The organism is Embleya sp. NPDC020886, from assembly GCF_044333915.1.
Taxonomy (GTDB): Bacteria; Actinomycetota; Actinomycetes; order Streptomycetales; family Streptomycetaceae; genus Embleya.
Window position 1 is genome coordinate 823128 of sequence record NZ_JBIRRX010000001.1, and the last position, 23240, is coordinate 846367.

Sequence of the window (23240 nt, forward strand, 5' to 3'; positions counted from 1 at the left end):
CCGAGCCTTCGGGATTGCCCGGGGACTAGACTCTCGGGGCCGGCCGCGGGACTTCGGCTGCGACTTTCGGAATCGCCTCTTAAGCGTCACTTCGCTGTTCGCGCCTCCATTCCCCGGCCGGCATCAATTTTGTCCGGTCGAGGGGATATCTGGTGGATCGCCGGGATCTGGTCGCGTGCGAAGACGTGGTGATGTTCGTCAACGCGGCGGTGACCGCGACCGGCCAGCGCGAGTTCCGCGACGACGCGGACACCCAGCGGCTGTCGGTGGAGTTCCTGCACGAATACATCGTGGGCAACTACCGCGAGCTCTATGCCGCCACCCTCGCGCTGGACATCAACGACTTCAACGCGGCCCTGATCGTCCGGAACCTGCTGGTGAGCAGCCGCGAGCTGACTCCCGAGGTGCGTCGGCGCGAGGGCGAGCTGATCGCGCGCAGGCTGGAGTTGATGGCCCCGCAGCGGGTCTGGAAGCTCTTTCGCGAGTTGGCCCGACGAGGCGTGAACAACCGACGCACCCGGGCGATCATGCGGGATTGGACGACGGGCCGCCGTGATCCGGTCTTCGACGCGGTGAAGTATCGCGCCGGGGTGAAGGCGACGATGCGGCACGCGCATCTGGAAGTGCCCGCGGAGACGGGGACCTTCCTGTTCACGCCGCCGCGCCGGGTCCCGGTGTTCACCACGCCGTTGTTCGAGACGTGGCGGCAGGCGCACTACGCGCAGCGCGCGCTCTACGACCTGCCCTACAGCGTCGCCGAGGGGCTGGCCTCCGCGCACGGCATCAAGCGCGCGACGTTCCTGGAGAAGATCGCCCCGCAACTGACCCGCCTGGAGCGGTTGCGCCTGCAGACGGCGGGCGAGCGGGCCGGCGTCGGGGCGGTCAAGGCGGATCTCGGCGAGATGCGGCTGACCCGGCTCGCGTCGTACGTACTGTCCCTGTCACAGGCCGAACGGGCGGCCCGACACGACGAGTTGCGCCATGCGATGACCGTCTCGGCCCGTCGGGTGGCCGGTGCCGCCGCGGGGACGTGGGGGCGGGTCGTCGCGGTGCTCGACGACAGCTTCTCCTCGTTCGGTTCGACGGCCAAGCGGCAACGTCCGTTGGCCGTGGCGCTCGCGTGTCGGTTCCTGTTGAAGGCGCTCGCCGGGGAGTTCACCGGACTGTGGACCTCGGGGACGCACGATCCGCTGCTGGTCCGGCCGAGCGGGCCGACGCCACTGGGCCACCGACTGATCGACGCGCTCGAATTGGCACCCGACCGCCTGATCGTGGTCTCGGACGGGTGGGACAACAGCCCGCCCGGCCTGGCCGCCGAGGTGTTGCGGGTGTGGCGCGAGCGGTTGGACCCGAAGGAGGCGACCACCGTGGTGCATCTGAACCCGGTGTACGACGCGCAGGGCTTCGACGTGAAGCGATTGTCGGCGAGCGTGCCGACGGTGGGGGTGCGCGACGCCGAGGACGTCCCGGCCCTGATCGAGTTGGCCCGGTTCGCCGAGGGGCGGGCCGGATTCGCGGAACTGCGCCACTACCTGGCTGATCGCCAGGACCGGTTCCGTATCCGGAAGGCGGCGGCGTGAACGGGACTTTCGCGGCGACCGGGCTGGTCGCCCGGCCGGCCCAGGTGTGGGGCGCGGTCCGGCTGGTGCCGCTGGTGCGCGAGGAACCGCTGGAGGGCCTGCGGCTGGATCGGCGCGTGTACGGGGTCGGCGACCCCTCGATCGTCGACGTCGGCGACGGCTCCTGGTACCGGTCCTTCATCCCGCACGCCTTCGTCGCGTCGTGGGATCCCGAGGGCGACCCGACGGCGGCCTTCGGCACCCAGCTCCAGGAACGCCCGGTCACGCCGCGCAACGCGCGGATGAAGATGCCGCCCAGGCGCGCGGTGCGCCGGATGGCCCGCGGCGTGGGCGGCAACCGACTGCGTTTCCTGCCGATGCACCTGGCCCTGGAGGGGTATCTCGCGTTGCACTTCGGCGGCCCCTCGATGGTGTGGGAGGAGTGGACCGACCGGGCCGTGCGCGAGGGGTTGACGCCGCGGATGGAGGAGGCGTACTGCGGGTACGCCGTGCGCGGTCTGGCCGACGCGCTCAAGGTGTTCGAGATCCACCCGCGTCAGTGCGGGGTCGCGCTCTACGTCGCGGACACGCTCGCGAGCGTGTTCGTGGTGCCGCATCCCTCCGACTACCGGGCCCTGCACGCGACCCTGCTCGAAGACCTGTACGGCGAGGTGCTGTTCCACTACGCCACCTACGTCGAGGCGGTCCCGGACTTCGTCGTGGAGATCGAGGCCGAGCGGGTGTCCTCGCCGGCGGACCTGCGCCGCGCGGCGGACGGACAGGTCGGGGCCTGGGAGCGGTTCCACCACCTGATGTTGTCCGGGCTCACCGGCGAGGGCGCGTACACGCACGAATCGGTGTACCGCCTGGGGCCGTTCGAGCTGTCCCGGTTCCTGCCCTCGTTCCGCCTCGACGAGGAGAACCACATCGGCGAGCGGATCACCCACCAGGACGGCCGGCTGGCGTACTGCAAGACGTTTCGGCTCTCCCCGGCCCAGACCCGCCGGGGGCACCTGCTCACCACGCTGCACGCGCACGACTGGGCCCTGGACGCCACGGCGACCGCGTTGCACAGTACGCCGTCCGCGTTGGCCCGGCGCATCCGCGAATCGGGCTTCGAGGGCATGCTCCGGCAACACGAGGTGGACCGCCTGGAGCGCGAGGGACGCCGCCGCGGCTGAGCCGCCCCGCGCCGGATCGGCGGCGGGGCGGTCTCCGGGCGGGGCGGTCTGCGGCCGGGTTCAGTCGCGGTCGTTGAAGGTCGCCGTCATGTCCGGGTAGCGCGCCCCGGTGACCTGCTCGGCGATCGGTTCGAGGGCGGCCAGTTCGGCCTCGGTGAGCACCAGGTCGACCGCGCCCACGTTCTCCGTCAGGCGGTGTCGCTTGGTGGTGCCCGGGATCGGCACCACCGACAGGCCCCACGCCGCGGTGCGCGAGTGCACCCAGGCGAGCGCGACCTGCGCGGGGGTGGCGTCGTGGGCCCGGGCGATCGTGTGCAGCGGCGCCAGGATGGCCGCGTTCGCGGCGGCGTTGTCGCCGGTGAAGCGCGGCTGGGAGCGGCGGAAGTCGCCTTCCGGCAGGGTCTCCGCACTGGCCCAGGCGCCGGTCAGAAAGCCCCGACCCAGCGGCGAGTAGGCGACCAGTGCCGCGCCCACCGCGCGGGTGGCCGGCACCACGCCGTCCTCGATGTCGCGGGTGAACAGGCTCCACTCCGACTGCACGGCGGCGATCGGGTGCACGGCCGCCGCCGCGTGCAACTCCTTGGCGGTCACCTCGGACAGGCCCAGGTGTCGCACCTTGCCCTCGCGCACCAGCTCCGCCATCGCGCCGACGGTCTCCTCGATCGGCACCCGGACGTCGCGGCGGTGCATGTAGTACAGGTCGATCACGTCGGTGCGCAGCCGACGCAGACTGGCCTCGGCCGCCTGCTTGACGTAGGCCGCGTCGCCGCGCACCTCCCGCTCCCCCTCGGGCGTGACGGTGATCGAGAACTTGCTGGCCAGGGTGACCCGTTCGCGCCGGCCGCCCTCGGCGAGGAAGGCTCCGAGCAGTTCCTCGTTGGTGTGCGGGCCGTAGACGTCCGCGGTGTCGAACAGGGTGACACCCAGGTCGAGGGCACGTTCGAGCGTGGCCACCGACTCGTCGTGCTCGGCCCCCGCGTAGAAGGCGCTCATGCCCATGCAACCCAGGCCCTGTGCGAAGACCTCGGGACCGTCGCTACCCAGCTTGAGAGTGCTCATCGTCGTTACTCCGCTCCGCGTCCGCGTACGTCTCGATCTTGTAGTCGATCACGAGCAGGCAACTCTGGAGATCGCTGATCCGGTTGCGGACCTCCTCGCGGTGGTCCTCCAGCAACTCTCGGCGTGCGGCCCGGGTCTCGTCGCCCAGGCGGATCATCTCCGCGTAGCGAAGCATGTCCGCCACCGGCATCCCGGTCAGCCGCATCTTGCCGACGAACTCCAGCCAGTCCAGATCGTGGTCGCTGTAGCGACGACGACTGCCCCGCCCGTTCCCGTCTCCTCCCGCCCGGGGGCCCTGCCGGCTCACGTGCCGCATCAGGCCGATCCGCTCGTACCAGCGCAGCGTGTGCGCGGTCAGACCGGTGCGTTCGACCACTTCACCGATCGAGTACTTGCCGACCTCGTAGTCCTCGGGTGTGGTGACCTGTTGCGTGGCCGACATCGGTGAGCCTCCGGTGGGAAGCCCGCCCCGGTGGGACGGGCACGACACGAACGCTACGGAGTTGGAGCGCACTCCAAGCAAGCACGAATCCTCACGCCCGGGTCAATCCCGCGTGCATCTCCCACACCAGCACCTCGGCCGGGCCGTCCGGGAAGGCGGTGAGCCGCAGCCCGTCGGCGTCGGACACCCGCACCGCGTCACCCGCCGCGAGCACGCCGGCCCCTTCCAGGTCGACGATCCCGCGGGCGACGAACACGTGCACGAACGGTGCGTCCGGCAGCGTCACGGTGCCGGACGCAGGCAGGTGCGCCGCGTGCAGCGCGGCGTCCTTCTGGTGGATCCGGATCGCCGCGTCGTGGCCGGGGCGACCGGACGCGACCGGCACCAGGTCACCGCGGGCCAGCTCGGCCCGCACGTCCTGCTGTTGGTAGCCCGGCGCGATCCCGTCCTCGTCGGGGACGACCCACATCTGCACGAAGTGCACCGGGTCCGAGGAGTCCACGTCGTTGCGCTCCGAGTGCAGGATGCCGCGACCGGCGCTCATCCGCTGGGCCAGGCCCGGATGGATGATCCCGTTGTGGCCCTCGGAGTCCTGATGCACCAGGGCCCCGGACAGGACCCAGGTGAGGATCTCCATGTCCCGATGCGGGTGGGTGTCGAAGCCGGTGCCGGGCGCCACCGTGTCGTCGTTGCTGACCAGGAGCAGTCCGAAATGGGTGTTGTCCGGCGTGTAGTGCCGGCCGAAGGAGAAGCTGTGGTGCGAATCGAGCCAGCCTGCGCGGGTGTGGAAACGTTCGCCGGCCCGGCGCACGTCGAAGGTGGTCATGCCCGGTTCAACCACGGACCGGCGGCGCACTGTTCCCCATGCCCCGCGCCCCGCCGACGAGCGCCCGATTGTCGATGGATCGCCCGTAATCCGGCCCCGATCACCCAGGGTGAACGACCCCGTTGATATCGTTCGCGCGTCGGCGACCGGTTTGTCGCCGACGGCGTCGAACGCAGCGAAGTCCGGTGGGATCCCGGCGCTGTCCCGCAACCGTGATGCCCCGCCCGGACGCCCGGGAGATCGGGGACGAGCCGGGTCGCCTCGTTCGCGCCGACGACATCGGCCTCGCAGGAGGGGCGATCCGTCTCCACGGGTCCCGACGCCTGCCGCGTCGAAGGACCTGGAGTCTTCGTTGAGATCCGTACCCCTGCTTCGTTCCGCCACCGTGCTGCTGTTGGGCGCGCTCGTCCTCACCGGTTGCGGTGACTCGGACGACTCGAAGGACGACAAGGCCCAGGGCACGCCGACCGCGACCGGCGGCTCGGCCGGATCGGGTCCCGACGCCAAGGCGTTCCCGGCCACCGTGGACTCCGGCGGCGGCAAGGTCACCATCGCGAGTGCCCCCAAGAAGATCGTCTCGCTCGCGCCCAGCGCCACCGAGATGTTGTTCGCGATCGGCGCGGGCGGCCAGGTCACCGCGGTGGACGACCAGTCGAACTTCCCGGCGGACGCGCCCAAGACCAAGCTGTCCGGCTTCAAGCCGAACATCGAGGCGATCACCAACTACACCCCCGACCTCGTGGTCGCCTCGGACGACACCGACGGCCTGGTCGCGTCCTTGACCAAGCTGAAGATCCCGGTCGTGCTGACGCCGGCGGCGAAGTCCTTCGACGACTCGTACGCCCAATTGGCCACCCTGGGCACGGCCACCGGGCACAGCAGGCAGGCCGGCGAGGTGGCGACCAAAATGAAGGGCGACATCGCGGCCATCGTCGCCGCGACGCCCAAGCCCGCGAAGCAGCTGAGCTACTTCCACGAGTTGGACAACACGCTCTACACCTCGACCTCCAAGACCTTCCTCGGTCAGGTGTACGCGCAGTTCGGCCTGAAGAACATCGCCGACGACGCGGACAAGGCCGGCACCGGCTACCCGCAGTTGTCCGCCGAATACCTCCTGCAGGCCAACCCCGATCTGGTCTTCCTCGCCGACACCAAGTGTTGCGGCCAAAACGCCGACGTGGTGGGCAAGCGGTCGGGTTGGGACCGGGTGACCGCGGTGCGCAAGGGTGGCGTGGTCGGGCTCGACGACGACATAGCCTCGCGCTGGGGCCCGCGGGTGGTCGAGCTGGTCCGGGCCGTGTCGGAGGCGGTCACCAAGGCCGGCGCGGCGCAGGGCTGACGGCCCTCCCGTGCGCGACCTCCTGCCCGGGCGATCCCGACCGGCGGTACTGCCCCTGCTCGGCGCGGGCGTGCTGCTGGTCGGCGTCGTCGTGCTCGCACTGACCGTCGGGGCGGCCGATCTGCCCGCGAGCGGGGTGCTGCTGGCCCTGCTGGACAAGCTGCCGTGGGTACACCTGGACCATGGCCTGTCCCCGGTCCAGTACGCGGTCCTGATGGACCTGCGGCTGCCCCGGGTGCTGGCCGCGGTGACCGTGGGAGGGCTGTTGGCCATGGCGGGCGCCGGCTATCAGGGCGTCTTTCGCAACCCGCTGGCGGACCCGTACCTGCTCGGCGCCGCCTCCGGCGCGGGCCTGGGCGCGACGCTGGTGATCGTCTACGCCGACGGCAACAGCGTGGGCGGGATCCCGGTGGTGCCGCTCGCCTCGTTCGTCGGCGCGATGGGCGGGGTGCTGCTCGCCTACGGGCTCGGGGCGAGCACCGGCCGCTCGGACGGCACCGCGAACCTGGTCCTGGCCGGCGTCGCGGTCGCCCAGTTCCTGGCCGCCGCGCAGACCTACGTGCAGTCCGCGAACACCGACGAACTGCGGCGGATCTACTCGTGGATCTTCGGCCGGCTGTCCGGCATCGGCTGGGCCGATCTGCGGATGATCCTGCCGTACGCGCTGCTGAGCACCGCGGTGCTGCTCCTGCACGGACGCCTGCTCGACGTCATGTCGGTCGGCGACGAGGAAGCCGCGGGCCTGGGTGTCCGGGCCGGCCGGGTGCGCCTGGTGGTGCTCCTGGCCGCCTCCCTCGCCACCGCGTCGGCGGTCGCGATCAGCGGCCTGATCGGCTTCGTCGGCATCGTCGTGCCGCACATCGTGCGGCGCTTCGTGGGCGGCAGCTACCGCCGGGTGTTGCCCATGTCGCTGCTGTGCGGCGCGGCCTTCCTGGTGCTCACCGACCTGCTCGCCCGGACCATCACCGCGCCCGGCGAGCTGCCGATCGGTGTGGTCACCGCGTTCGTCGGCGCGCCGTTCTTCGTGTTCGTGCTGCGTGGCACCCGCAAGGTGGACGTGTGAGCGCCCGGTTGTTGTTGCGCGACACCGGCGTGGACCGCGACGGGGTTCCGGTGCTGCGCGGGGTGGACGCGGAGGTCGAGCCCGGCGAGTGGTTGGCGGTGATCGGCCCCAACGGCGCGGGCAAGTCCACGCTGCTCAAAGCGGTCGCCGGGCTGCTGCCCTACCTGGGCTCGATCAGCGTGGCCGGCCGCCCGGTCCGCAAACTCACCCGACGCGAATCGGGCCGCGGCATCGCCTACACCGCGCAGACCCCGGTGGTGCCCGCGCAGATGCCGGTGCACGAGTACATCCTGCTCGGTCGCACCCCCCACCTGGGCTACCTGGCCCGCCCCGGGCGGCGCGACCGGGCGATCGCCGACGAGGTGATCGAGCGCCTGGACCTGGGCCCCTTCGCGAGCCGCGACGTGGGCCGCCTCTCCGGCGGCGAACGCCAACGCGTGGTGTTGGCCCGCGCCCTCACCCAGCAGGCACCGGTACTGCTCCTGGACGAGCCGACCACCGCGCTGGACCTGGGTCACCAACAACAGGTGCTGGAGATCGTCGACGGCCTGCGCCGCGACGACGGCCTCACGGTGCTCACCACGCTGCACGACCTGGGCGTCGCCGCGCAGTACGCGGACCGGCTGCTGATGCTGGTCGACGGGCGGCCGGTGGCCTTCGGATCGGCCGCCGAGGTGCTCACCCCCGCGTCGATCGCCGAGCACTACCAGGCGCGGGTATCGGTCGAGCCGGGTCCGGACGGCCGCCCACGAGTGCACCTGATCCGCCCGGGGCACGCGGGCCGAGACAGCGAGGAAGACGCATGAGCACCCTGCCCGGCCCGCGCGAGGCGCCGGCGAACCCGTTGTTGTGGCCGACAGCAATCTGGCGCGACGAGGACGGCGTGCGCCGCCCGGCCCTGCTCTGGCGGGCCGGTCCCGGCTGGCGAATGGCCTCCTCCGCACTGCTCGGCGGCGGCATCGGCGAACGCTCCTGGGTGCTGAACATGCAGGTACGCCCCGGCTACGACCGGATGGACCCGGTCACCCACCTGCACGAGGTCGCCGCGCCCCTGGGCCTGCCGAGCACCCTCGGCGTGGGTCTGATGACCGCCGCCGAGGTCACCGCCTGGACGCACGGCGCCGACGAGGGCGTCGAAGCCGCGGTCACCACCGGCATCGGCATCCCCACCTGGGCCGCCGCCCCGGTCCCCGGCACCCCGGGCATCCCCGCTCCCGGCACCATCAACATCCTCGCCGCCATCCCCGCGCCCCTCTCCGACGCGGCCCTGATCAACGCGATAGCCACCGCCACCGAAGCCAAGGTCCAAGCCCTCCTCACCGCCGGCTACGCCTGCACCGGCACCCCCTCGGACGCCATCTGCATCGCCGCCCACACTCCCCACCCCACCGACCCCCCGGAACCCTTCGCCGGCCCCCGCTCCCTGTGGGGCGCCCGCCTGGCCCGCGCGGTCCACACCGCCGTCCTCCAAGGCGCCCGTGCCGACCACATCCGCCGCCGCGGCCACGACCGCGTTCGCGCCGCTCACGACTCGCCCCGAGCGAGCCCCCACCACTCCCGGCCACGTGACAGAGCAGAATGACCCCGTGACCTCCAAGCCCGATTTGCGTGCCGCCACCGTCCGCAGGCTGGAGAAGTCCGCCGGCGCGCTCGCCGGAGCGGCCCTGGCCAAGATGGACGAGGCACTGCCCTGGTACCGGGACATGCCCGCGGACAACCGCTCCTGGATCGGTCTGGTCGCCCAGGCCGGCATCTCCGCGTTCACCGAATGGTTCCGGCACCCCGAGACGCCGCAGAAGGTCAGCGCCGACGTCTTCGGCACCGCACCGCGCGAGTTGACCCGCACCATCACGCTGCCGCACACGGTGGAATTGATCCGCACCACGATCGAGGTGGTCGAGGCCGAGATCGCCACGCTGGCCGCGCCCGGCTACGAACAGGCGCTGCGCGAGGCGCTGCTGCTGTACTCCCGCGAGATCGCCTTCGCCACCGCGCAGGTCTACGCCCACGCCGCCGAGACGCGCGGCGCGTGGGACGCGCGGCTGGAGGCGCTGGTCGTGCACTCGTTGTTGCGCGGCGAGGCGGACGAGGGCATCCTCTCCCGCGCCTCGGCACTGGGCTGGGGTTCGCCGGACTCGGTCATGGTGGTGGTGGGCAACGCGCCGGACGCGGACTCGCAGGCGGTGGTGGACGGCATCCACCGCGCGGGGCGACATGCCCGACTCAACGTGCTCACCGGCGTCCAGGGCGAACGCCTCGTGGTGATCCTGGGTGGCACCGACGATCCGATCCGGGCCACCCGCTCGCTGATCGGCCAGTTCGGCCCGGGCCCGGTGGTGGTCGGCCCCGAGGTGCCGGACCTGCTGGCCGCGGTGCGCTCGGCCCAGGCCGCGATGTCGGGACACCGGGCGTGCGTGGCGTGGCCGGACGCTCCGCGCCCGGTGTCCGCCGACGATCTCCTGCCCGAACGCGCGCTCGCGGGTGACGCGGAGGCTCGGGAGCAGTTGGTGGAGGAGATCTACATACCTCTGCACGCGGCGGGCTCCGCACTGTTGGAGACACTCTCCGTGTACCTGGAGCAGGCGGCGAGCCTGGAGGGGGCCGCCAGAATGCTCTTCGTACATCCGAATACCGTGCGCTACCGGCTGCGACGTGTGGTCGACGTGACCGGACTCGTACCGACGGAGACCCGTTCCGCATTCACCCTCCAGGTCTCACTGATCCTCGGCCGGCTCGCCGCAATCGAGATCTAGTCGAGACACTCTTGTAGGAAACCCACAAAGCCACCATCGGATCTTCGTCCCTGCCGATAAGGGGCTCACACCCCTCGCAGGAGAGAGGCTTGACCTCGTGCTCGTACTCGTCGCTCCCGGACAGGGCGCCCAGACGCCCGGATTCCTCGCCCCTTGGCTCGACCTCGACGGCGTGGCCGATCGGCTGCGCTGGTGGTCCGCCGTCACGGGCCTCGATCTGATCCACTACGGCACCAAGGCCGACGCGGACGAGATCCGGGACACGGCGGTGGCCCAACCGCTGCTCGTGGCCTCGGGTCTGGTGGCCGCCCTCGCCCTGTTCCCGCACCCCTCCGACGCCTACCGCGTGGTCGGCGCCGCCGCCGGCCACAGCGTCGGCGAGCTGACCGCCGCCGCGGGCACCGGCGTGATCACCGCCGAGTCGGCGATGACCATCGTGCGTGAGCGCGGCAAGGCGATGGCCGCCGCAGCGGCCGTCACGCAGACCGGCATGAGCGCGGTGCTCGGCGGCGACCCGGAGACCGTACTCGCCAAGATCACCGAACACGGGCTGACCCCGGCGAACATGAACGGCGCGGGCCAGATCGTCGCCGCCGGCACCCTGGAGCAGCTCGCCGCGTTCGCCGCCGACCCGCCGGAGAAGGCCCGCGTGCGTCCGCTCGCGGTGGCCGGCGCCTTCCACACCGAGCACATGGCCTCCGCGGTGGACCGGCTGGCCGAGCTGGTTCCGGGCGTCACCGTGCGCGACCCGCGCACCCCGTTCATCTCCAACTCCGACGGGGCCGTGCTGCACGACGGCCGCGACGTGGTCAAGCGGCTGGTCACCCAGGTCTCCAACCCGGTGCGCTGGGACCTGTGCATGGAGACCATGAAGGACCTGGGTGTCACCGGGCTGATCGAGGTGGCCCCGGCCGGCACCCTGACCGGTCTGGCCAAGCGCGCCCTGCCCGGCGTGGAAACGGTCGCCCTCAAGACCCCGGACGACCTGGAGGCCGCCCGCAAGCTGGTCGAGCGGCACGGCAGCCCCAGCACGATCGACGCCTCGCCCACGTGGCGCCTGGTGGTCGCGCCGTTCAAGGGCGTCATCGAGCTCACCGACATCAAGTCGGGCGACGCTCTCGCGCCCGGTGCCCGGGTCGCCACGGTGCGCTCGCACCGCGACGAGCAGAGCATCACCGTTCCGCACGGCGGCACCGTGGTCGAGTGGCTCGTCGAGGACGGCGACCCGGTCGCCCCCGGCATGCCGCTGTTGCGCATCCACCCGCAGAGCTCGCCGTGATCCTCGTCGCGACATCCGCTTCGCATCCGGCCGCGAACCCACCCGGCCTCGAACCCGTACGGGAGGACCACGCGTGACCGCTTCCATCACCCCTCGCGCCGGAGCCGCACACGCGCGCATCCTCGGTGTCGGCGGGTATCGCCCGGCTCGGATCGTGCCCAACTCCGAGCTGGTGGACCGGATCGACTCGTCCGACGAGTGGATCCAGAGCCGTTCCGGGATCAAGACCCGGCGCTGGGCGTCCGCGGAGGAGACCGTCGCGGAGATGTCCATCGCCGCGGCCGGCAAGGCCCTCGCGCACGCCGGTCTGGACGCCTCCCAGGTGGGCTGCGTGATCGTCTCGACGGTCACCCACCTCAAGCAGACCCCGGCGATCGCGACCGAGATCGCGCACCGACTGGGCGCGGGCGGCGGGCGGGCGGCGGCGTTCGACGTCTCCGCGGCCTGCGCCGGCTTCTGCTACGGCGTCACGCTGGCCAGTGACATGGTCCGCGGCGGCAGTGCCGAGTACGTCCTGGTGATCGGGGTCGAGCGACTGAGCGACCTGACCAACCTGGCCGACCGCGGCACCGCGTTCATCTTCGGCGACGGCGCGGGCGCCGTGGTGATCGGTCCCTCCGCCACACCGGGCATCGGTCCCGTCGTGTGGGGTTCGGACGGCTCGCAGTCCGAGGCGATCACCCAGACCGTCGACTGGAACGACCTGCGCGACCGGCCCGAGCAGGACTTCCCCACGCTCAAGATGGAGGGCCAGAAGGTCTTCCGGTGGGCCGTGTGGGAGATGGCCAAGGTGTGCGAACAGGCGCTGGACGCCGCCGGCGTCAAGGCCGAGGACCTGGACGCGTTCATCCCGCACCAGGCCAACATGCGCATCACCGACGCGATGATCAAGGCGCTGAAGCTGCCCGCCGAGGTGCCGGTCGCCCGGGACATCGCCGAGAACGGCAACACCTCCGCCGCGTCCATCCCGCTCGCCATGGAGCGCATGCTCGAAAGCGGCGAAGCGGTCAGCGGCGGAACGGCACTGATCATGGGATTCGGGGCCGGCCTCGTCTACGCGGGCCAGGTCATTACGCTTCCGTAGTCCCCTGTCGGTCGTCGCCGGCCGGACGAGCAACAAAAGCATTACCCGTCACCGCAGAAGATTCGATTCAAGGAGCAACATGGCTGCCAGCCAGGAAGAGGTCCTCACGGGCCTCGCCGACATCGTCAACGAGATCGCCGGCGTCCCGCAGGACGAGGTCGAGCTGGACAAGTCGTTCATCGACGACCTGGACGTGGACTCGCTGTCGATGGTCGAGGTCGTCGTGGCGGCCGAGGAGAAGTTCGAGGTCAAGATCCCGGACGACGACGTCAAGGGCCTCAAGACCGTCCGCGACGCGGTCGACTACATCGTCAAGGCCGCCGCCTAGTTCGCAAGTAGCGCCGGCCGTTCTCCGGGCCGGACCCGCACCCGCGAGTCCGGCCCGGTCCGTCGCAGCCACACCGGGCCCCGGCCCGCCCACCGCCGGACCGCCCGAAACCACAGCGTGAGAGTGAGAAGACAGTGAAGTCGACCGAGCGCAACGATGCCGCGCGAACCGTGGTCGTCACCGGTCTGGGCGCGACCACGCCGGTCGGCGGCGATGTCGCGACCACGTGGTCCGCGCTGCTCGCGGGCACGTCCGGCGCGCGGGCGCTGACCGAGGAATGGGCCGAGCAACTGCCGGTGACCTTCGCCGCGCGGATCGCCGTCGAGCCGCTCGAGGTCATGCCCAAGGTCGAGGCACGTCGCCTGGACCGGTCCGGCCAGTTCGCGATGATCGCCGCGCGCGAGGCCTGGCTGGACGCCGGCTACGCGGCCAAGAACACCGCACCCGAGGACGCCCCGGACGCCCCCGTGGTGGACCCGGTCCGTCTCGGCGTGGTCATCGCGTCCGGCATCGGCGGCGTCACCACCCTGCTCGACGCCTGGGACACCTTCCACGAGAAGGGCCCCCGTCGGGTCGGCCCGCTCACCGTCCCGATGCTCATGCCCAACAGCCCCGCCGCCAACGTCGGCATCGAGCTGGGCGCGCGGGCCGGTGTGCACACCCCCGTCAGCGCGTGCGCCTCCGGCGCCGAGGCGGTCGCCTACGGCCTGGAGATGATCCGTTCCGGCCGCGCCGACGTGGTGGTCTGCGGCGGCACCGAGGCGGCGATCCACCCGCTGCCGATGGCCGCCTTCGCGAACATGATGGCGATGTCCAAGCGCAACGACGAGCCGCAGCGCGCGTCGCGTCCGTACGACAAGGGCCGCGACGGCTTCGTGATGGGCGAGGGCGCGGGCGCCCTGGTCCTGGAGAGTGCCGAGTACGCGGCGGCCCGCGGCGCCCGGGTGTACGCCGAGGTCGCCGGCGCCGGACTCAGCTCCGACGGCCACCACATCGCCCAGCCCGAGCCGACCGGCCGCGACATCGCCCGCGCGATGGCCCTGGCCCTGGAGGACGGCGCGATCGACCCGGCGGAGGTCGTGCATGTGAACGCGCACGGCACCTCCACCCCGGCGGGCGACGTCACCGAGCTCAAGGCGATCCGCGCCACGCTGGGCGACGCGGCGGCCGACAAGGTCACCGTCACCAGCACCAAGTCGATGACCGGGCACCTGCTCGGCGGCACCGGCGCGGTCGAGTCGGTCGCCACGGTGCTCGCCCTGTACCACCGCACGGCACCGCCCACGATCAACGTGGACGACCTCGACGACGAGGTCGACCTGGACATCATCCGGGACGAGCCGCGCACGCTGCCCGACGGCAACGTCGTCGCCCTCAACAACTCGTTCGGCTTCGGCGGCCACAACGTCGTCGTCGCCTTCCGCCGGCTCGGGTGATCCCCGAGCTCCTTGCGCCGGTTCGCGAAGCGTGCCGCCGGGCCGCACCATGCCCGGCGCACGTGCCGCACTCGGCAGGACGGACCAGACAGCCGTGACCGTGATGGACAACCGACCCGGCACCGAGACCGCGTCCGCGCCCGCCGCCGGGCCCACCCGTCCGCACCGCGACGAGGACCCGCGCAACCCGAGGCTGCGGCTGCGCAAGCTGGTCGACCCGGGATCGTACGAGGAGATCTCGGCCTACGAGACCACCTCCGGCACGCTCGCCTGCGTCGGCACCATCAACGGCGCCCGAGTGGTCGCCTACGCGTCGGACCCCACCGTCCAGGGCGGCGCGATGGGCGAGGCGGGCTGCGCCATCGTGGTCGAGGCGTACGAGCGCGCCATGGCCGAACAGGCACCGATCATCGCGCTGTTCCACTCCGGGGGCGCCCGCCTCCAGGAGGGGGTGGCCAGTCTGCACGCGGTGGGCCGGATCTTCCACGCGATGACCATGGCCTCGGGCCGGATCCCGCAGATCTCGGTCGTACTCGGCGCGGCCGCCGGCGGCGCGGCCTACGGGCCCGCGCTGACCGACATCGTGATCCTGGCCCCGGAGGGTCGGATCTTCGTCACCGGCCCGGACGTGGTCCGCTCGGTCACCGGCGAGGACGTCGACGCGCTGCGCCTGGGCGGCCCCGAGCCGCACGGCCGGCGCAGCGGGGTCGTGCACGTGGTCGCCGAGTCCGAGCAGGACGCGATCGACCGGGCCCGCGGCCTGGCCGACCTGCTGGCCAACCAGGGCGAGATCGACCCGGGCGCGCTGGACCGCCGCGAACTGGGCGCCCTGCTGCCCGAGTCGGCCAAACGCGCCTACGACGTGCACCCGGTCGTCGACGGCCTGCTGGACGAGCCCGGTCGGGAACTGCACCCCAAGTGGGCGCCGAACATCGTCACCACGCTCGGCCGGCTCGGCGGACGCACCGTCGGCCTGGTCGCGAACAACCCGTTGCGGCTGGGCGGTTGCCTGGACTCGGCGTCGGCCGAGAAGGCTTCCCGCTTCGTCCGCATGTGCGACGCGTTCGGGGTGCCGCTCGTGGTGGTCGTGGACGTGCCCGGCTACCTGCCCGGCGTGGGCCAGGAGTGGGACGGCGTGGTGCGCCGCGGCGCGAAGTTGCTGCACGCGTTCGGCGAGTGTGTGGTGCCGCGAGTGACGATGGTCACCCGCAAGGCGTACGGCGGCGCGTACATCGCGATGAACTCGCGTTCGCTGGGCGCGACTCGGGTGTTGGCCTGGCCGACCGCCGAGGTCGCGGTGATGGGCGCGGTCGCCGCCGTGCGCATCCTGCACCGGCGCCGGCTCGCCGAGGTCCCGGACGAGCTGAGGCCGCAGGTCGAGCTGGAGCTGGCGGCCGAGCACGAGAAGGTCGCGGGCGGTCTGGACCGGGCGATCGAAATCGGCGTCGTGGACGAGGTGATCGACCCGGACGAGAGCCGGATCGCGATCGCGAAGGCGATCGCCGCCGCCCCGCCGGCCCGCGGCGCACATGGCAACATCCCACTGTAGAACCGGGCTCGGCACCAGTACCTCGGCGGCCCCGAATAGGCCCCAAGGCGGAGACACGAGGGGCCCTTCCGAATGATTCGGAAGGGCCCACCTCGTCGGTATGTCTATACGTATGTCTTTTCCACGGCCGCTCCGGCCATCACCGCCGACCCGCCGGCCGGGCTCAGACCACCTGATGCAACCAACGCACCGGCGTGCCCTCCCCCGCGTAGCGGAAGGGCTCCAACTCGTCGTCCCACGGCTTGCCGAGCAGCTTCTCCACCTCGGAACGCAGGTCGACCTCGCCGCGCGCCGCGCGACCGAGCACCGCGCGCAGCCGATCCTCGGGGATCAGGATGTCGCCGTGCGCCCCCGTGACCGCGTGGAAGATACCGAGGTCGGGGGTGTTGCTGTAGCGCTCCCCCTCCGCGTTGGCCGAGGGCTCCTCGGTGGCCTCGAAGCGCAGCAGGTGCCACCCGCGCAGCGCCGAGGCAAGGCGCGACGCAGTACCGGGCGCGCCCTGCCAGGACAGTTCGGCCCGCAACATTCCGGGCGCCACCGGCTGGCGGACCCAGTCAAGACTCACGCGCACGCCAAGAACGCCCGCTGCCGCCCACTCGACGTGCGGGCACAGCGCACGCGGCGCGGAGTGCACGTAAAGAACTCCACGTGTCGTCACCGGGACCTCCAGGCTTCAAGGACGAGGTTCGCCTTCCCCAGCGGCCTCAACCCTTGTCTCGGACTGCCTGTTCGAATCCCGGTCTTCCATTGTGCCCCACAGACCACGGATGTACCACAGGCACCAGTTGCTGTCCGTAATCACATGTGGGCAATTGTCCGATGCGGAGGAACAATTCGTTACTCACCGTCTCGGAATGGTGAGCCACTGCACTCAACGTGCCCGGCCGTCGACAATGCCACTCCCGGCAGTGTCGGCCTTCACACGAAGGAGTGACGTGCCGTCGATGGACATCGTCGTGTCGATGCTAGGGGTCAGAGGGGGCGACGTGGGTGGGAAACGGCGAGTAGGGACGGCAACCGCGGCGATGGTCGCGGCGGTATTGACACTGTCCTCGTGCAACGACTCGGACGGGGGCAGGAGTGCCGCGCCGGCGGCGGTCGATGCCGACCACGCGGGCAAGCCGAGCGGGAGCCGAACCGGCGAGCAAAGCGGGAAGCCCGGCAACCCGAGTGCGACCGAACAGCCCAACGGGAAGGCGCTGGTCCCGACACCGGACCCGCCGGCGACCGCGACCGTGCCGCCCCGGCCGCGCTCGATGGCCGCCCTGGGCGACTCGATCACGCGCGGTTTCGACTCGTGCGACCCGCTGCAGGACTGCCCGGACAAGTCGTGGGCCACCGGCACCTCGGCCGATGTGAACAGTCACGCCAAGCGGTTGCAGTTGCCCGCGGACGCGGTGTTCAACAACGCCGCGACCGGCGCCCGGATGTCGGATCTGGCGGGTCAGGCCCGCGAGGCGGTCCGGGAGCGGGCCGAATACGTGACGATCCTGATGGGCGCCAACGACGCGTGCCGCCGCACCGAGGCCGAGATGACCTCGCCGGGCACGTTCGAGAGCCAGTTCCGTGACGCGCTGTCGGTGTTGCGCGAGGGGCTGCCGCATGCGCGCGTGCTCGTGGTCAGCGTGCCCGACCTGGGGCGGATGTGGGAGACGGGCCACGACGAACTGGTGGCCCGCACGGTGTGGTCGCTGGCGAACGTGTGCCAGTCGATGCTGGAGGACCCGCGCTCGGCCAAGCCCGACGCGCTGGATCGCCGACAGCGGGTGCGCGATCGGGTGACCGCCTACAACGCGAAGTTGCGCGAGGTGTGTTCGACCTGGTCCAACTGCCGCTACGACGGCGGCGTGGTGAACACCCAGCGGTTCGGCAAGAACGACGTCAGCCACTGGGACTGGTTCCACCCCAGCGTGGCCGGTCAGCGCACGCTCGCGGAGGTGACGTCCCGCCAGGGATATACCTGGGGATAGCCCATCCGAGTGATTTCCCTCCCGGAATCACTCACCGGCCCGCTAAGCTCTGACTCGACTACGGAAAAGAGTCGCTCGGCGACACAGAGCGACGAAGTCTGGTGACGAAAGCAGCCTACCGAGACATACCACGCGGGAGCACACACGAGACGCCGACCTGAATGGGTGGGGCGGGTGGGACTCGAACCCACGGCCAGAGGATTATGAGTCCCCTGCTCTAACCAGCTGAGCTACCGCCCCTCGCCGTCCGCTGCCGGACAACCTGAGGCAGCATAACCGGTCAGGCACGACCATCGCCCGGGGGGATCCTCGCGAGCGTGGTCTCATCCTGCCCGAAAGTGTTCGCATCCCGCCGTCGGGGCCGGCGCGCGCCACACCCCCGTGGATGGGCCGATCCAGGGGTTCGCACACCCGCTCGGCGCCACTCGTTTACGACCCGCCGGCTGCGGTCACTCGGGTGATCCCGTGATCCGTCACCTGTGCGAGGAGAACCACCATGCGCGCCGTCGCCGTGAACGAGTTCGGAGGCGACCCGAAGGTCGTCGATCTGGCGAAGCCGACACCCGGCAGGGGTGAGTTGCTCGTCGAGGTCGCCGCCGCGGCGGTCAACCCGTTCGACTGGAAGGTCGCGGACGGCATGCTCGGCGGGTCGATGGAACACACGTTCCCGCTCGTGCTCGGGTCGGACTTCGCCGGCACGGTGGTCGACCTCGGTGCGGACACGACCCGATTCTCGGTCGGCGACCGGGTGTTCGGCTCGGTGCTGCGCGCGCCGGTCGGTGCGGTGGGCGCGTACGCCGAATTCCTGACCGTGCCCTCGGAGGGGCTGGTGGCCTCGGCCGCCGACCTGGATCCGGCCCGGGCCGCGGCGTTGCCCACCGCCGCCGGCACCGCGCTGGGCCTGCTGGAGGCGGGGGGCGTCCTGGCCGGGCAGACCGTCCTCCTGGTCGGCGCGGCCGGCGGCGTGGGCACCTTCGTGACCCAGCTCGCGGCGGCCCGTGACGTGCGGGTGCTCGCGGTCACCCGGGGTGTCGGCGCGGCCGGGATGGGTGCGCTCGGCGCCGCCGAGACCTACGACGCGGCCGATGGGATCGTGGTGGACAAGGTGCGCTCGGACCACCCCGACGGCGTGGACGCGCTGGTCGACCTGGTCTCCGGTGCGGCCGACTTCGCCGCGTACGCCCGGCTGATCCGGGACGGCGGGGTGGCCCTGAGCACCCGGTTCGTGGCCGACCCGGACGAACTGGGCCGCCGGGGGATCGAGGCGATCAACCACAACCAGAAGTCCACGGCCCGGTTGTACGACCGACTGGCCGACGAGTTGCGCGCGCGCCGGATCACCGTGCCGATCGAGGCGCGCCTGCCGCTGTCCGACGCCCCGAGCGCGATCGCCCGCAGCCGCCTGGGCGGCGCCCGGGGCAAGACGGTGATCCTGCCGTAGTCGCCGGGCCCCGTCCGGCGGTGCCGGCCGGGCCGCCGGTCAGGCCAACAGCGGCGCCAACCGCGAGCACAGCGTGGTCACATGGGTGCGGACCAGTTCCTCGCCCATGCCGCTCAGCGACGCGAAGAACCACACCGTCTCGATCGGCGTATCGGCCACGTAGGCCCGGATCTCGCGCGCCGCGTCCTCGGGCGTCGCGTGCAGGAAGTGGCCGGGTGCGGCGGACAGGCCGCGGGCCCGCCACCGGTTCGGATCGATCGGGCGCGGCGGCGCGGCGGCGGTGCCCTCGACCGCGTACCGGTGATAGCCGTCCCACTGGTGCGCGAGATGCCGGGAGACCACCGGCCAGTCCCGTTCGGGGTCCTCGGTGATCCAGCCGTTCAGCAGTCCGGCCATCCGCGCGTCCGCCACGTCGTGGCCCGCCTCGCGCAGGCCGTCCAGGTAGGGCGCGGCCATCGCCGGGTTCGCGGTGAGCAGCGATTCGCCGAGCAGCCCGGCCCGACGCGCGCCCTGCGGGCCCTGGTAACCCAGCCAGATCCGCGGTCGGCGCTGGACCGGCGCGGGTGTGATGGTCCCGCTCTCCCACAGTCGGCGGATCTCGCGGGCGCTCGCGTCGGTTGCCGCGAACCGGGTCCGGAGCACTTCGGTCCGGTCGAAGAGGTCGTATTCGGGCTGCCGGTATCCGGTGCCGATGCCCAGTTCCAACCGGCCGCCGCCGATCAGGTCCACGATCGCGGCCTCCTCGGCCAGGTGCGCCGGGTGGCGCAGCGGCGCGATGGTGACGCCGGTGCCGATCCGGGCCTGCCGGGTGCGGGCGGCGATCGCGGCGGCCAGGGTGAGCGGCTGGCTGAGGTAGCCGTCCTCGAAGCCGTGGTGCTCGGTGGTCCAGATCGAGTGCACCCCGAGGCGGTCCGCCTCCTCGCACAGCTCCAGGGTGAAGGCGTACAGCCGGGACCAGTCCTGCCGCCACTCGACCGGATTGCGCAGGTCCAGGTAGATGCCGACGTTGACCATGCGACGCTCCCCATGGGTGGGTGCCGGGATCGGCTGACCCGGGGCAGCGCCTCGGCCGGCCATCTGACACGGTGATATCTGACTGACCGTCAGCTTACGGAGGCAGCATGTCCGACCCGATCACCGCCCGGCTCGATCGCCTGGAGGCGCACGAGCAGATCCGCCAACTCGCGGCCCGCTACGCGCTCGCGCTGGACAGTCGGGATGTGCCGGCGCTGGCCGCGCTGTTCGTGGACGACGTGCGCACCGGTGACGGCGGAGTCGGGCGGGACGCGCTGGCCCGGTGGTTCGACCCGGTGCTGCGTCCGTACGGGATCACCTTCCACCTGATCGGCAACCACGTGATCGACCTCGTGGACGAGGATCACGCCACCGGCGTGGTCTACTGCCGCCCCGAACACGAGGTGGGCGAGTTGTGGGTGGTGATGCCGATGCAGTACCAGGACCGCTACGAACGGCGGGACGGGCGCTGGTACTTCCGCAGCCGCAAGCCCCGGGTGTTCTACGCGGCGGACGTCCTGGAGCACCCGCTGTCGGTGCCCGACCGGTTCCACTTCCCGAACAACCCGATGATCACCGACGCCCAACTGCCGCAGGCGTGGGCGTCGTGGCGGGAGTTCTGGGCGCGCACCGGGAGCGAGTGAGTCGGGGCCGGTCCGCAACGCACGAGCGCCCGCCGGATGGATCCGGCGGGCGCTTCGGTGGCTCCCGCAATTGGACTCGAACCAATAACCTGCCGGTTAACAGCCGGCTGCTCTGCCAATTGAGCTATGCGGGATTGCGTCGGACCGTTGGGCGGTCGCTGCGTGGAATACATTAGCGCATTCCCGGGGGTGGCCCGCACCAGGGTTTTTCCGGTAGGACCTCACAGGTTGCCTACGCACCGCGCCCGGGTAGGCGCTGACGTGCACGGGCGGGACACACGACCGCGGAGGACATCATGATCAACAAGCTCACCTTCGTCACCGGCCTCGCCGTCGGCTACGTACTGGGGACCAAGGCGGGGCGCGAGCGGTACGAGCAGATCCGGAAGTTGTCCGGCACGGTGGCGGCCAGCCCGCCCGCCCGCAAGGCCGGACACGCGGCGGCCGGACTCGGCCGCGAGGCGGGCGCCAAGGCCGGCCGGGCGATCGGCGAGCACCTGCCCGAGCGGGTGGGACGGCACCTGCCGGACCGCTTCGTCCGGCAGGGCACGAACGGCACCTCGGTGACGTCCGCGCGCTACGGACAGGGCCTGTAGAGGCTCGCCGGGGCGGTGGTGGGGTCGCCGCTGTCCCGGCGGCCTGCGGGAATCGAGCGGTGCGCCGGTCGACGGCATCGGCCGGGTGAGCCCGGGTGAGCCGGTTGGGCCGGGCAGCGGAATCGCCTGGCGGCCTTCGCCTGCCCGATCACCCCCGGCGGTGGCGCCCGCCCAGTTCCGCGCCCTCGCGCGGCGGCGGTACCGCGCCCGGATGCAGCCGGTCGCGCACCTCGCGATACTGCGCTCGGACCGCGTCGCCGAACGCGAGTTCCTCCTCGTCGGGCTCCACGAAGGTGCCCACTCCCGAGGCCCACGCCGGCAGCGCTCCGAACAGCGCCCACGCGGCCTGTCGGGCCGCGCCCTGGGCCACGTAGCGTCCGGCGAGCGCCGCCGCGGGCACCGCGGTGGGCATGCCGAGCAGGGCCGGCGCGATCGTGGACACCGCGGCCGAGCGGGCCCCGGGGCCGACCAGGATCACCCGCTCCACCGCCACGTCCCGGTCGCGCAGCACGTCCAGCGAATCCGAGATGCCGCACAACATGCCCTCCACCGAGGCCCGGGCGAGCGCCTGCGGGGTCATGCTCTCCGGGCGCAGTCCGGTGAGCGTGCCCGCCGCGTGCGGCAGGTCGGGGATCTGCTCGCCGTCGAGGTAGGGCAGCAGGACCAGTCCGCAGGCGCCGGGTGTGCACTCCAGCGCCGCCCGGTCGAACGCCTCGGCGTCCAGCCCCAGCATCGACGCGGTTCCGCGCAACACCCGGGCCGCGTTGAGGGTGCGGGTCAGCGACAGGTGGCGTCCGGTGGCGTCGGCGTAGGAGGCGACCACGCCGGTGGGGTCGGCCAACGACACCGGGTGCGACGCGAACGCGGTGCCGATGGTGCCGATCGCGACCACCACGTCGCCGTCGGCCGGCCCCGCCCCGAGCGCCAGTGCCGCCTCGGCGCCCGTCCCGGCCGAGACCAGCACCCCCTCCGGGGTGCGCCCGGCGGCGCCGCCCGGCGGCAGCACGATCGGTGTGCGCGGCACCCGACCGATGGCCAGGTGCAGCAGATCCTCCCGCCACTCTCCCGTGGTGGCGTAGTAGCCGGTGGTGGAGGCGTCCGCGCGGTCGGTGACCGGGTCGGGCGGGCAGCCGAGCAACTGCCAGGTGACCCAGTCGTGCGGCAGCAGCACGGAGGCTATCCGGCCCACCGCCTCCGGTTCGAAGCGGGCGAAGCGGCGCAGTTGGGCGATCGCCGACGACGAGCGCGGCACCGACCCGGTCGCGGCGGTCCACGCGGCCGGCCCGCCGAGCCCGTCCACGAGGTCCGCGGCGGCTCCGGAGGCGCCGGGGTCGTCCGCGGGCAGGGGATGGCCCAGGATCACCCCCTGTGCGTCCAGCGGGACCGCGCCGTGGTTCTGCGCGGCCACCGCGATCGCGGCCACGTCGTCGAGGAGGCCGCCCGCCGCGGCCTCGCCGAAGGCCCGCAGCCATGCCCCGGGCGTGGTCGCGGCGCCCTCGGCGTACGCGGCGCGCCCCTGGCGCAGTGGCGTACCGGTCTCGGCGTCGCAGACGAGGATGCGCAACTGGCGCGCCGAGCAGTGCACTCCGGCGACGAGGGTGGGTGTCGGGCTTGTCGGCATGGGCAGATTCTGACAGCAGCCGACCGAGCGCGACCCGGCTCCCGGGCACAACGGTC

21 protein-coding genes, 2 tRNA genes, 1 pseudogene and 1 riboswitch are annotated in these 23240 nt (G+C 71.9%); of the genes and pseudogenes, 16 read left to right on the forward strand and 8 right to left on the reverse strand.

Annotated elements, in window-relative coordinates; translation table 11 throughout:
• Window positions 1-191 precede the first annotated feature (191 nt).
• Window positions 192-1580 carry a hypothetical protein gene (locus ACH4U8_RS03400; protein ID WP_395775993.1) on the forward strand — a complete coding sequence of 463 codons (1389 nt, stop codon included), beginning with the start codon at window positions 192-194 and terminating at the stop codon, window positions 1578-1580.
• On the forward strand, window positions 1577-2740 hold the full coding sequence (locus ACH4U8_RS03405; protein WP_395775709.1) for an ARPP-2 domain-containing protein: 1164 nt from the start codon (window positions 1577-1579) through the stop codon (window positions 2738-2740). The genes ACH4U8_RS03400 and ACH4U8_RS03405 overlap by 4 nt, the downstream gene beginning before the upstream one ends.
• Before the next feature lie 60 nt (window positions 2741-2800).
• Here the strand turns inward: ACH4U8_RS03405 and ACH4U8_RS03410 are convergent, their stop codons facing one another.
• The 3 genes from ACH4U8_RS03410 to ACH4U8_RS03420 form a co-directional block, all read right to left on the reverse strand.
• Window positions 2801-3799 (reverse strand): aldo/keto reductase, encoded by a 999-nt coding sequence (locus ACH4U8_RS03410; protein WP_395775710.1) that lies wholly within the window; start codon window positions 3797-3799, stop codon window positions 2801-2803.
• On the reverse strand, window positions 3777-4241 hold the full coding sequence (locus ACH4U8_RS03415) for a MerR family transcriptional regulator (RefSeq protein ID WP_379991600.1): 465 nt from the start codon (window positions 4239-4241) through the stop codon (window positions 3777-3779). Before ACH4U8_RS03415 ends, ACH4U8_RS03410 begins: the two co-directional genes overlap by 23 nt.
• A 91-nt stretch (window positions 4242-4332) precedes the next feature.
• Window positions 4333-5067, reverse strand: a complete 735-nt coding sequence (locus ACH4U8_RS03420; protein ID WP_360310559.1) for a pirin family protein — start codon at window positions 5065-5067, stop codon at window positions 4333-4335.
• A 177-nt stretch (window positions 5068-5244) separates the two neighbouring features.
• Window positions 5245-5307: riboswitch (cobalamin riboswitch) on the forward strand.
• A gap of 112 nt (window positions 5308-5419) precedes the next feature.
• On the opposite strand from ACH4U8_RS03420, the gene ACH4U8_RS03425 reads away from it, so the two are divergent.
• From ACH4U8_RS03425 to ACH4U8_RS03470, 10 genes and pseudogenes are all read left to right on the forward strand, one after another.
• On the forward strand, window positions 5420-6406 hold the full coding sequence (locus ACH4U8_RS03425) for an ABC transporter substrate-binding protein (protein ID WP_395775711.1): 987 nt from the start codon (window positions 5420-5422) through the stop codon (window positions 6404-6406).
• 10 nt (window positions 6407-6416) lie between these two features.
• Window positions 6417-7469: an iron ABC transporter permease gene (locus ACH4U8_RS03430; protein WP_360310563.1), complete on the forward strand. Its 1053-nt coding sequence runs from the start codon at window positions 6417-6419 to the stop codon at window positions 7467-7469.
• Window positions 7466-8275: an ABC transporter ATP-binding protein gene (locus ACH4U8_RS03435; protein ID WP_395775712.1), complete on the forward strand. Its 810-nt coding sequence runs from the start codon at window positions 7466-7468 to the stop codon at window positions 8273-8275. The genes ACH4U8_RS03430 and ACH4U8_RS03435 overlap by 4 nt, the downstream gene beginning before the upstream one ends.
• Window positions 8272-9051 (forward strand): adenosylcobinamide amidohydrolase, encoded by a 780-nt coding sequence (locus ACH4U8_RS03440; RefSeq protein WP_360310567.1) that lies wholly within the window; start codon window positions 8272-8274, stop codon window positions 9049-9051. Before ACH4U8_RS03435 ends, ACH4U8_RS03440 begins: the two co-directional genes overlap by 4 nt.
• Window positions 9052-9055: 4 nt before the next feature.
• On the forward strand, window positions 9056-10222 hold the full coding sequence (locus tag ACH4U8_RS03445) for a helix-turn-helix domain-containing protein (protein ID WP_360310569.1): 1167 nt from the start codon (window positions 9056-9058) through the stop codon (window positions 10220-10222).
• Between the two features lie 97 nt (window positions 10223-10319).
• Window positions 10320-11252 (forward strand): annotated as a pseudogene (locus ACH4U8_RS03450) (ACP S-malonyltransferase); the annotation flags it as partial.
• 322 nt (window positions 11253-11574) lie between these two features.
• Window positions 11575-12585: a beta-ketoacyl-ACP synthase III gene (locus tag ACH4U8_RS03455; RefSeq protein WP_360310571.1), complete on the forward strand. Its 1011-nt coding sequence runs from the start codon at window positions 11575-11577 to the stop codon at window positions 12583-12585.
• A gap of 79 nt (window positions 12586-12664) precedes the next feature.
• The gene (locus ACH4U8_RS03460) at window positions 12665-12913 is read left to right on the forward strand and encodes an acyl carrier protein (RefSeq protein WP_020553211.1); all 249 of its coding nucleotides are present in this window, start codon (window positions 12665-12667) and stop codon (window positions 12911-12913) included.
• Window positions 12914-13047: 134 nt separating this feature from the next.
• On the forward strand, window positions 13048-14349 hold the full coding sequence (gene fabF, locus ACH4U8_RS03465) for a beta-ketoacyl-ACP synthase II (RefSeq protein ID WP_360310573.1): 1302 nt from the start codon (window positions 13048-13050) through the stop codon (window positions 14347-14349).
• Between the two features lie 103 nt (window positions 14350-14452).
• Window positions 14453-15898, forward strand: coding sequence for a carboxyl transferase domain-containing protein (locus ACH4U8_RS03470; protein WP_360310755.1), 1446 nt, complete (start codon window positions 14453-14455; stop codon window positions 15896-15898).
• A gap of 163 nt (window positions 15899-16061) precedes the next feature.
• Here ACH4U8_RS03470 and ACH4U8_RS03475 read toward each other — a convergent pair whose 3' ends face one another.
• Window positions 16062-16556 carry a DUF3145 domain-containing protein gene (locus ACH4U8_RS03475; RefSeq protein WP_026218798.1) on the reverse strand — a complete coding sequence of 165 codons (495 nt, stop codon included), beginning with the start codon at window positions 16554-16556 and terminating at the stop codon, window positions 16062-16064.
• 367 nt (window positions 16557-16923) lie between these two features.
• Here ACH4U8_RS03475 and ACH4U8_RS03480 point away from each other — a divergent pair, with 367 nt between their 5' ends.
• Window positions 16924-17868, forward strand: a complete 945-nt coding sequence (locus tag ACH4U8_RS03480; protein ID WP_395775713.1) for an SGNH/GDSL hydrolase family protein — start codon at window positions 16924-16926, stop codon at window positions 17866-17868.
• Between the two features lie 166 nt (window positions 17869-18034).
• On the opposite strand, the gene ACH4U8_RS03485 is transcribed toward ACH4U8_RS03480, so the two are convergent.
• Window positions 18035-18108, reverse strand: a tRNA-Ile gene (locus ACH4U8_RS03485).
• 256 nt (window positions 18109-18364) lie between these two features.
• Here ACH4U8_RS03485 and ACH4U8_RS03490 point away from each other — a divergent pair.
• Entirely contained in the window at window positions 18365-19309 is a 945-nt protein-coding gene (locus ACH4U8_RS03490; RefSeq protein WP_395775714.1) for an NADP-dependent oxidoreductase, read from the forward strand.
• 39 nt (window positions 19310-19348) lie between these two features.
• Here ACH4U8_RS03490 and ACH4U8_RS03495 read toward each other — a convergent pair whose 3' ends face one another.
• Window positions 19349-20323 (reverse strand): LLM class flavin-dependent oxidoreductase, encoded by a 975-nt coding sequence (locus ACH4U8_RS03495; protein ID WP_395775715.1) that lies wholly within the window; start codon window positions 20321-20323, stop codon window positions 19349-19351.
• A 107-nt stretch (window positions 20324-20430) separates the two neighbouring features.
• Here ACH4U8_RS03495 and ACH4U8_RS03500 point away from each other — a divergent pair, with 107 nt between their 5' ends.
• Window positions 20431-20967, forward strand: coding sequence for a nuclear transport factor 2 family protein (locus ACH4U8_RS03500; RefSeq protein WP_360310581.1), 537 nt, complete (start codon window positions 20431-20433; stop codon window positions 20965-20967).
• A gap of 58 nt (window positions 20968-21025) precedes the next feature.
• Here the strand turns inward: ACH4U8_RS03500 and ACH4U8_RS03505 are convergent.
• Window positions 21026-21101, reverse strand: a tRNA-Asn gene (locus tag ACH4U8_RS03505).
• A gap of 162 nt (window positions 21102-21263) precedes the next feature.
• On the opposite strand from ACH4U8_RS03505, the gene ACH4U8_RS03510 reads away from it, so the two are divergent.
• Window positions 21264-21563 (forward strand): YtxH domain-containing protein, encoded by a 300-nt coding sequence (locus ACH4U8_RS03510; RefSeq protein WP_360310583.1) that lies wholly within the window; start codon window positions 21264-21266, stop codon window positions 21561-21563.
• A gap of 148 nt (window positions 21564-21711) precedes the next feature.
• On the opposite strand, the gene ACH4U8_RS03515 is transcribed toward ACH4U8_RS03510, so the two are convergent.
• Window positions 21712-23184 carry an FGGY family carbohydrate kinase gene (locus tag ACH4U8_RS03515; protein WP_360310585.1) on the reverse strand — a complete coding sequence of 491 codons (1473 nt, stop codon included), beginning with the start codon at window positions 23182-23184 and terminating at the stop codon, window positions 21712-21714.
• Between the last annotated feature and the right edge of the window lie 56 nt (window positions 23185-23240).

Coding starts and splice junctions, on each gene's coding strand:
- ACH4U8_RS03460 (WP_020553211.1), top strand. CDS start 12,665: ATGGCTGCCAGCCAGGAAGAGGTCCTCACGGGCCTCGCCGACATCGTC.
- ACH4U8_RS03470 (WP_360310755.1), top strand. CDS start 14,453: ATGGACAACCGACCCGGCACCGAGACCGCGTCCGCGCCCGCCGCCGGG.
- ACH4U8_RS03500 (WP_360310581.1), top strand. CDS start 20,431: ATGTCCGACCCGATCACCGCCCGGCTCGATCGCCTGGAGGCGCACGAG.
- ACH4U8_RS03410 (WP_395775710.1), bottom strand. CDS start 3,799: ATGAGCACTCTCAAGCTGGGTAGCGACGGTCCCGAGGTCTTCGCACAG.
- ACH4U8_RS03495 (WP_395775715.1), bottom strand. CDS start 20,323: ATGGTCAACGTCGGCATCTACCTGGACCTGCGCAATCCGGTCGAGTGG.
- ACH4U8_RS03515 (WP_360310585.1), bottom strand. CDS start 23,184: ATGCCGACAAGCCCGACACCCACCCTCGTCGCCGGAGTGCACTGCTCG.
- ACH4U8_RS03480 (WP_395775713.1), top strand. CDS start 16,924: ATGGTCGCGGCGGTATTGACACTGTCCTCGTGCAACGACTCGGACGGG.
- ACH4U8_RS03490 (WP_395775714.1), top strand. CDS start 18,365: ATGCGCGCCGTCGCCGTGAACGAGTTCGGAGGCGACCCGAAGGTCGTC.
- ACH4U8_RS03400 (WP_395775993.1), top strand. CDS start 192: ATGTTCGTCAACGCGGCGGTGACCGCGACCGGCCAGCGCGAGTTCCGC.
- ACH4U8_RS03440 (WP_360310567.1), top strand. CDS start 8,272: ATGAGCACCCTGCCCGGCCCGCGCGAGGCGCCGGCGAACCCGTTGTTG.
- ACH4U8_RS03510 (WP_360310583.1), top strand. CDS start 21,264: ATGATCAACAAGCTCACCTTCGTCACCGGCCTCGCCGTCGGCTACGTA.
- ACH4U8_RS03420 (WP_360310559.1), bottom strand. CDS start 5,067: ATGACCACCTTCGACGTGCGCCGGGCCGGCGAACGTTTCCACACCCGC.
- ACH4U8_RS03415 (WP_379991600.1), bottom strand. CDS start 4,241: ATGTCGGCCACGCAACAGGTCACCACACCCGAGGACTACGAGGTCGGC.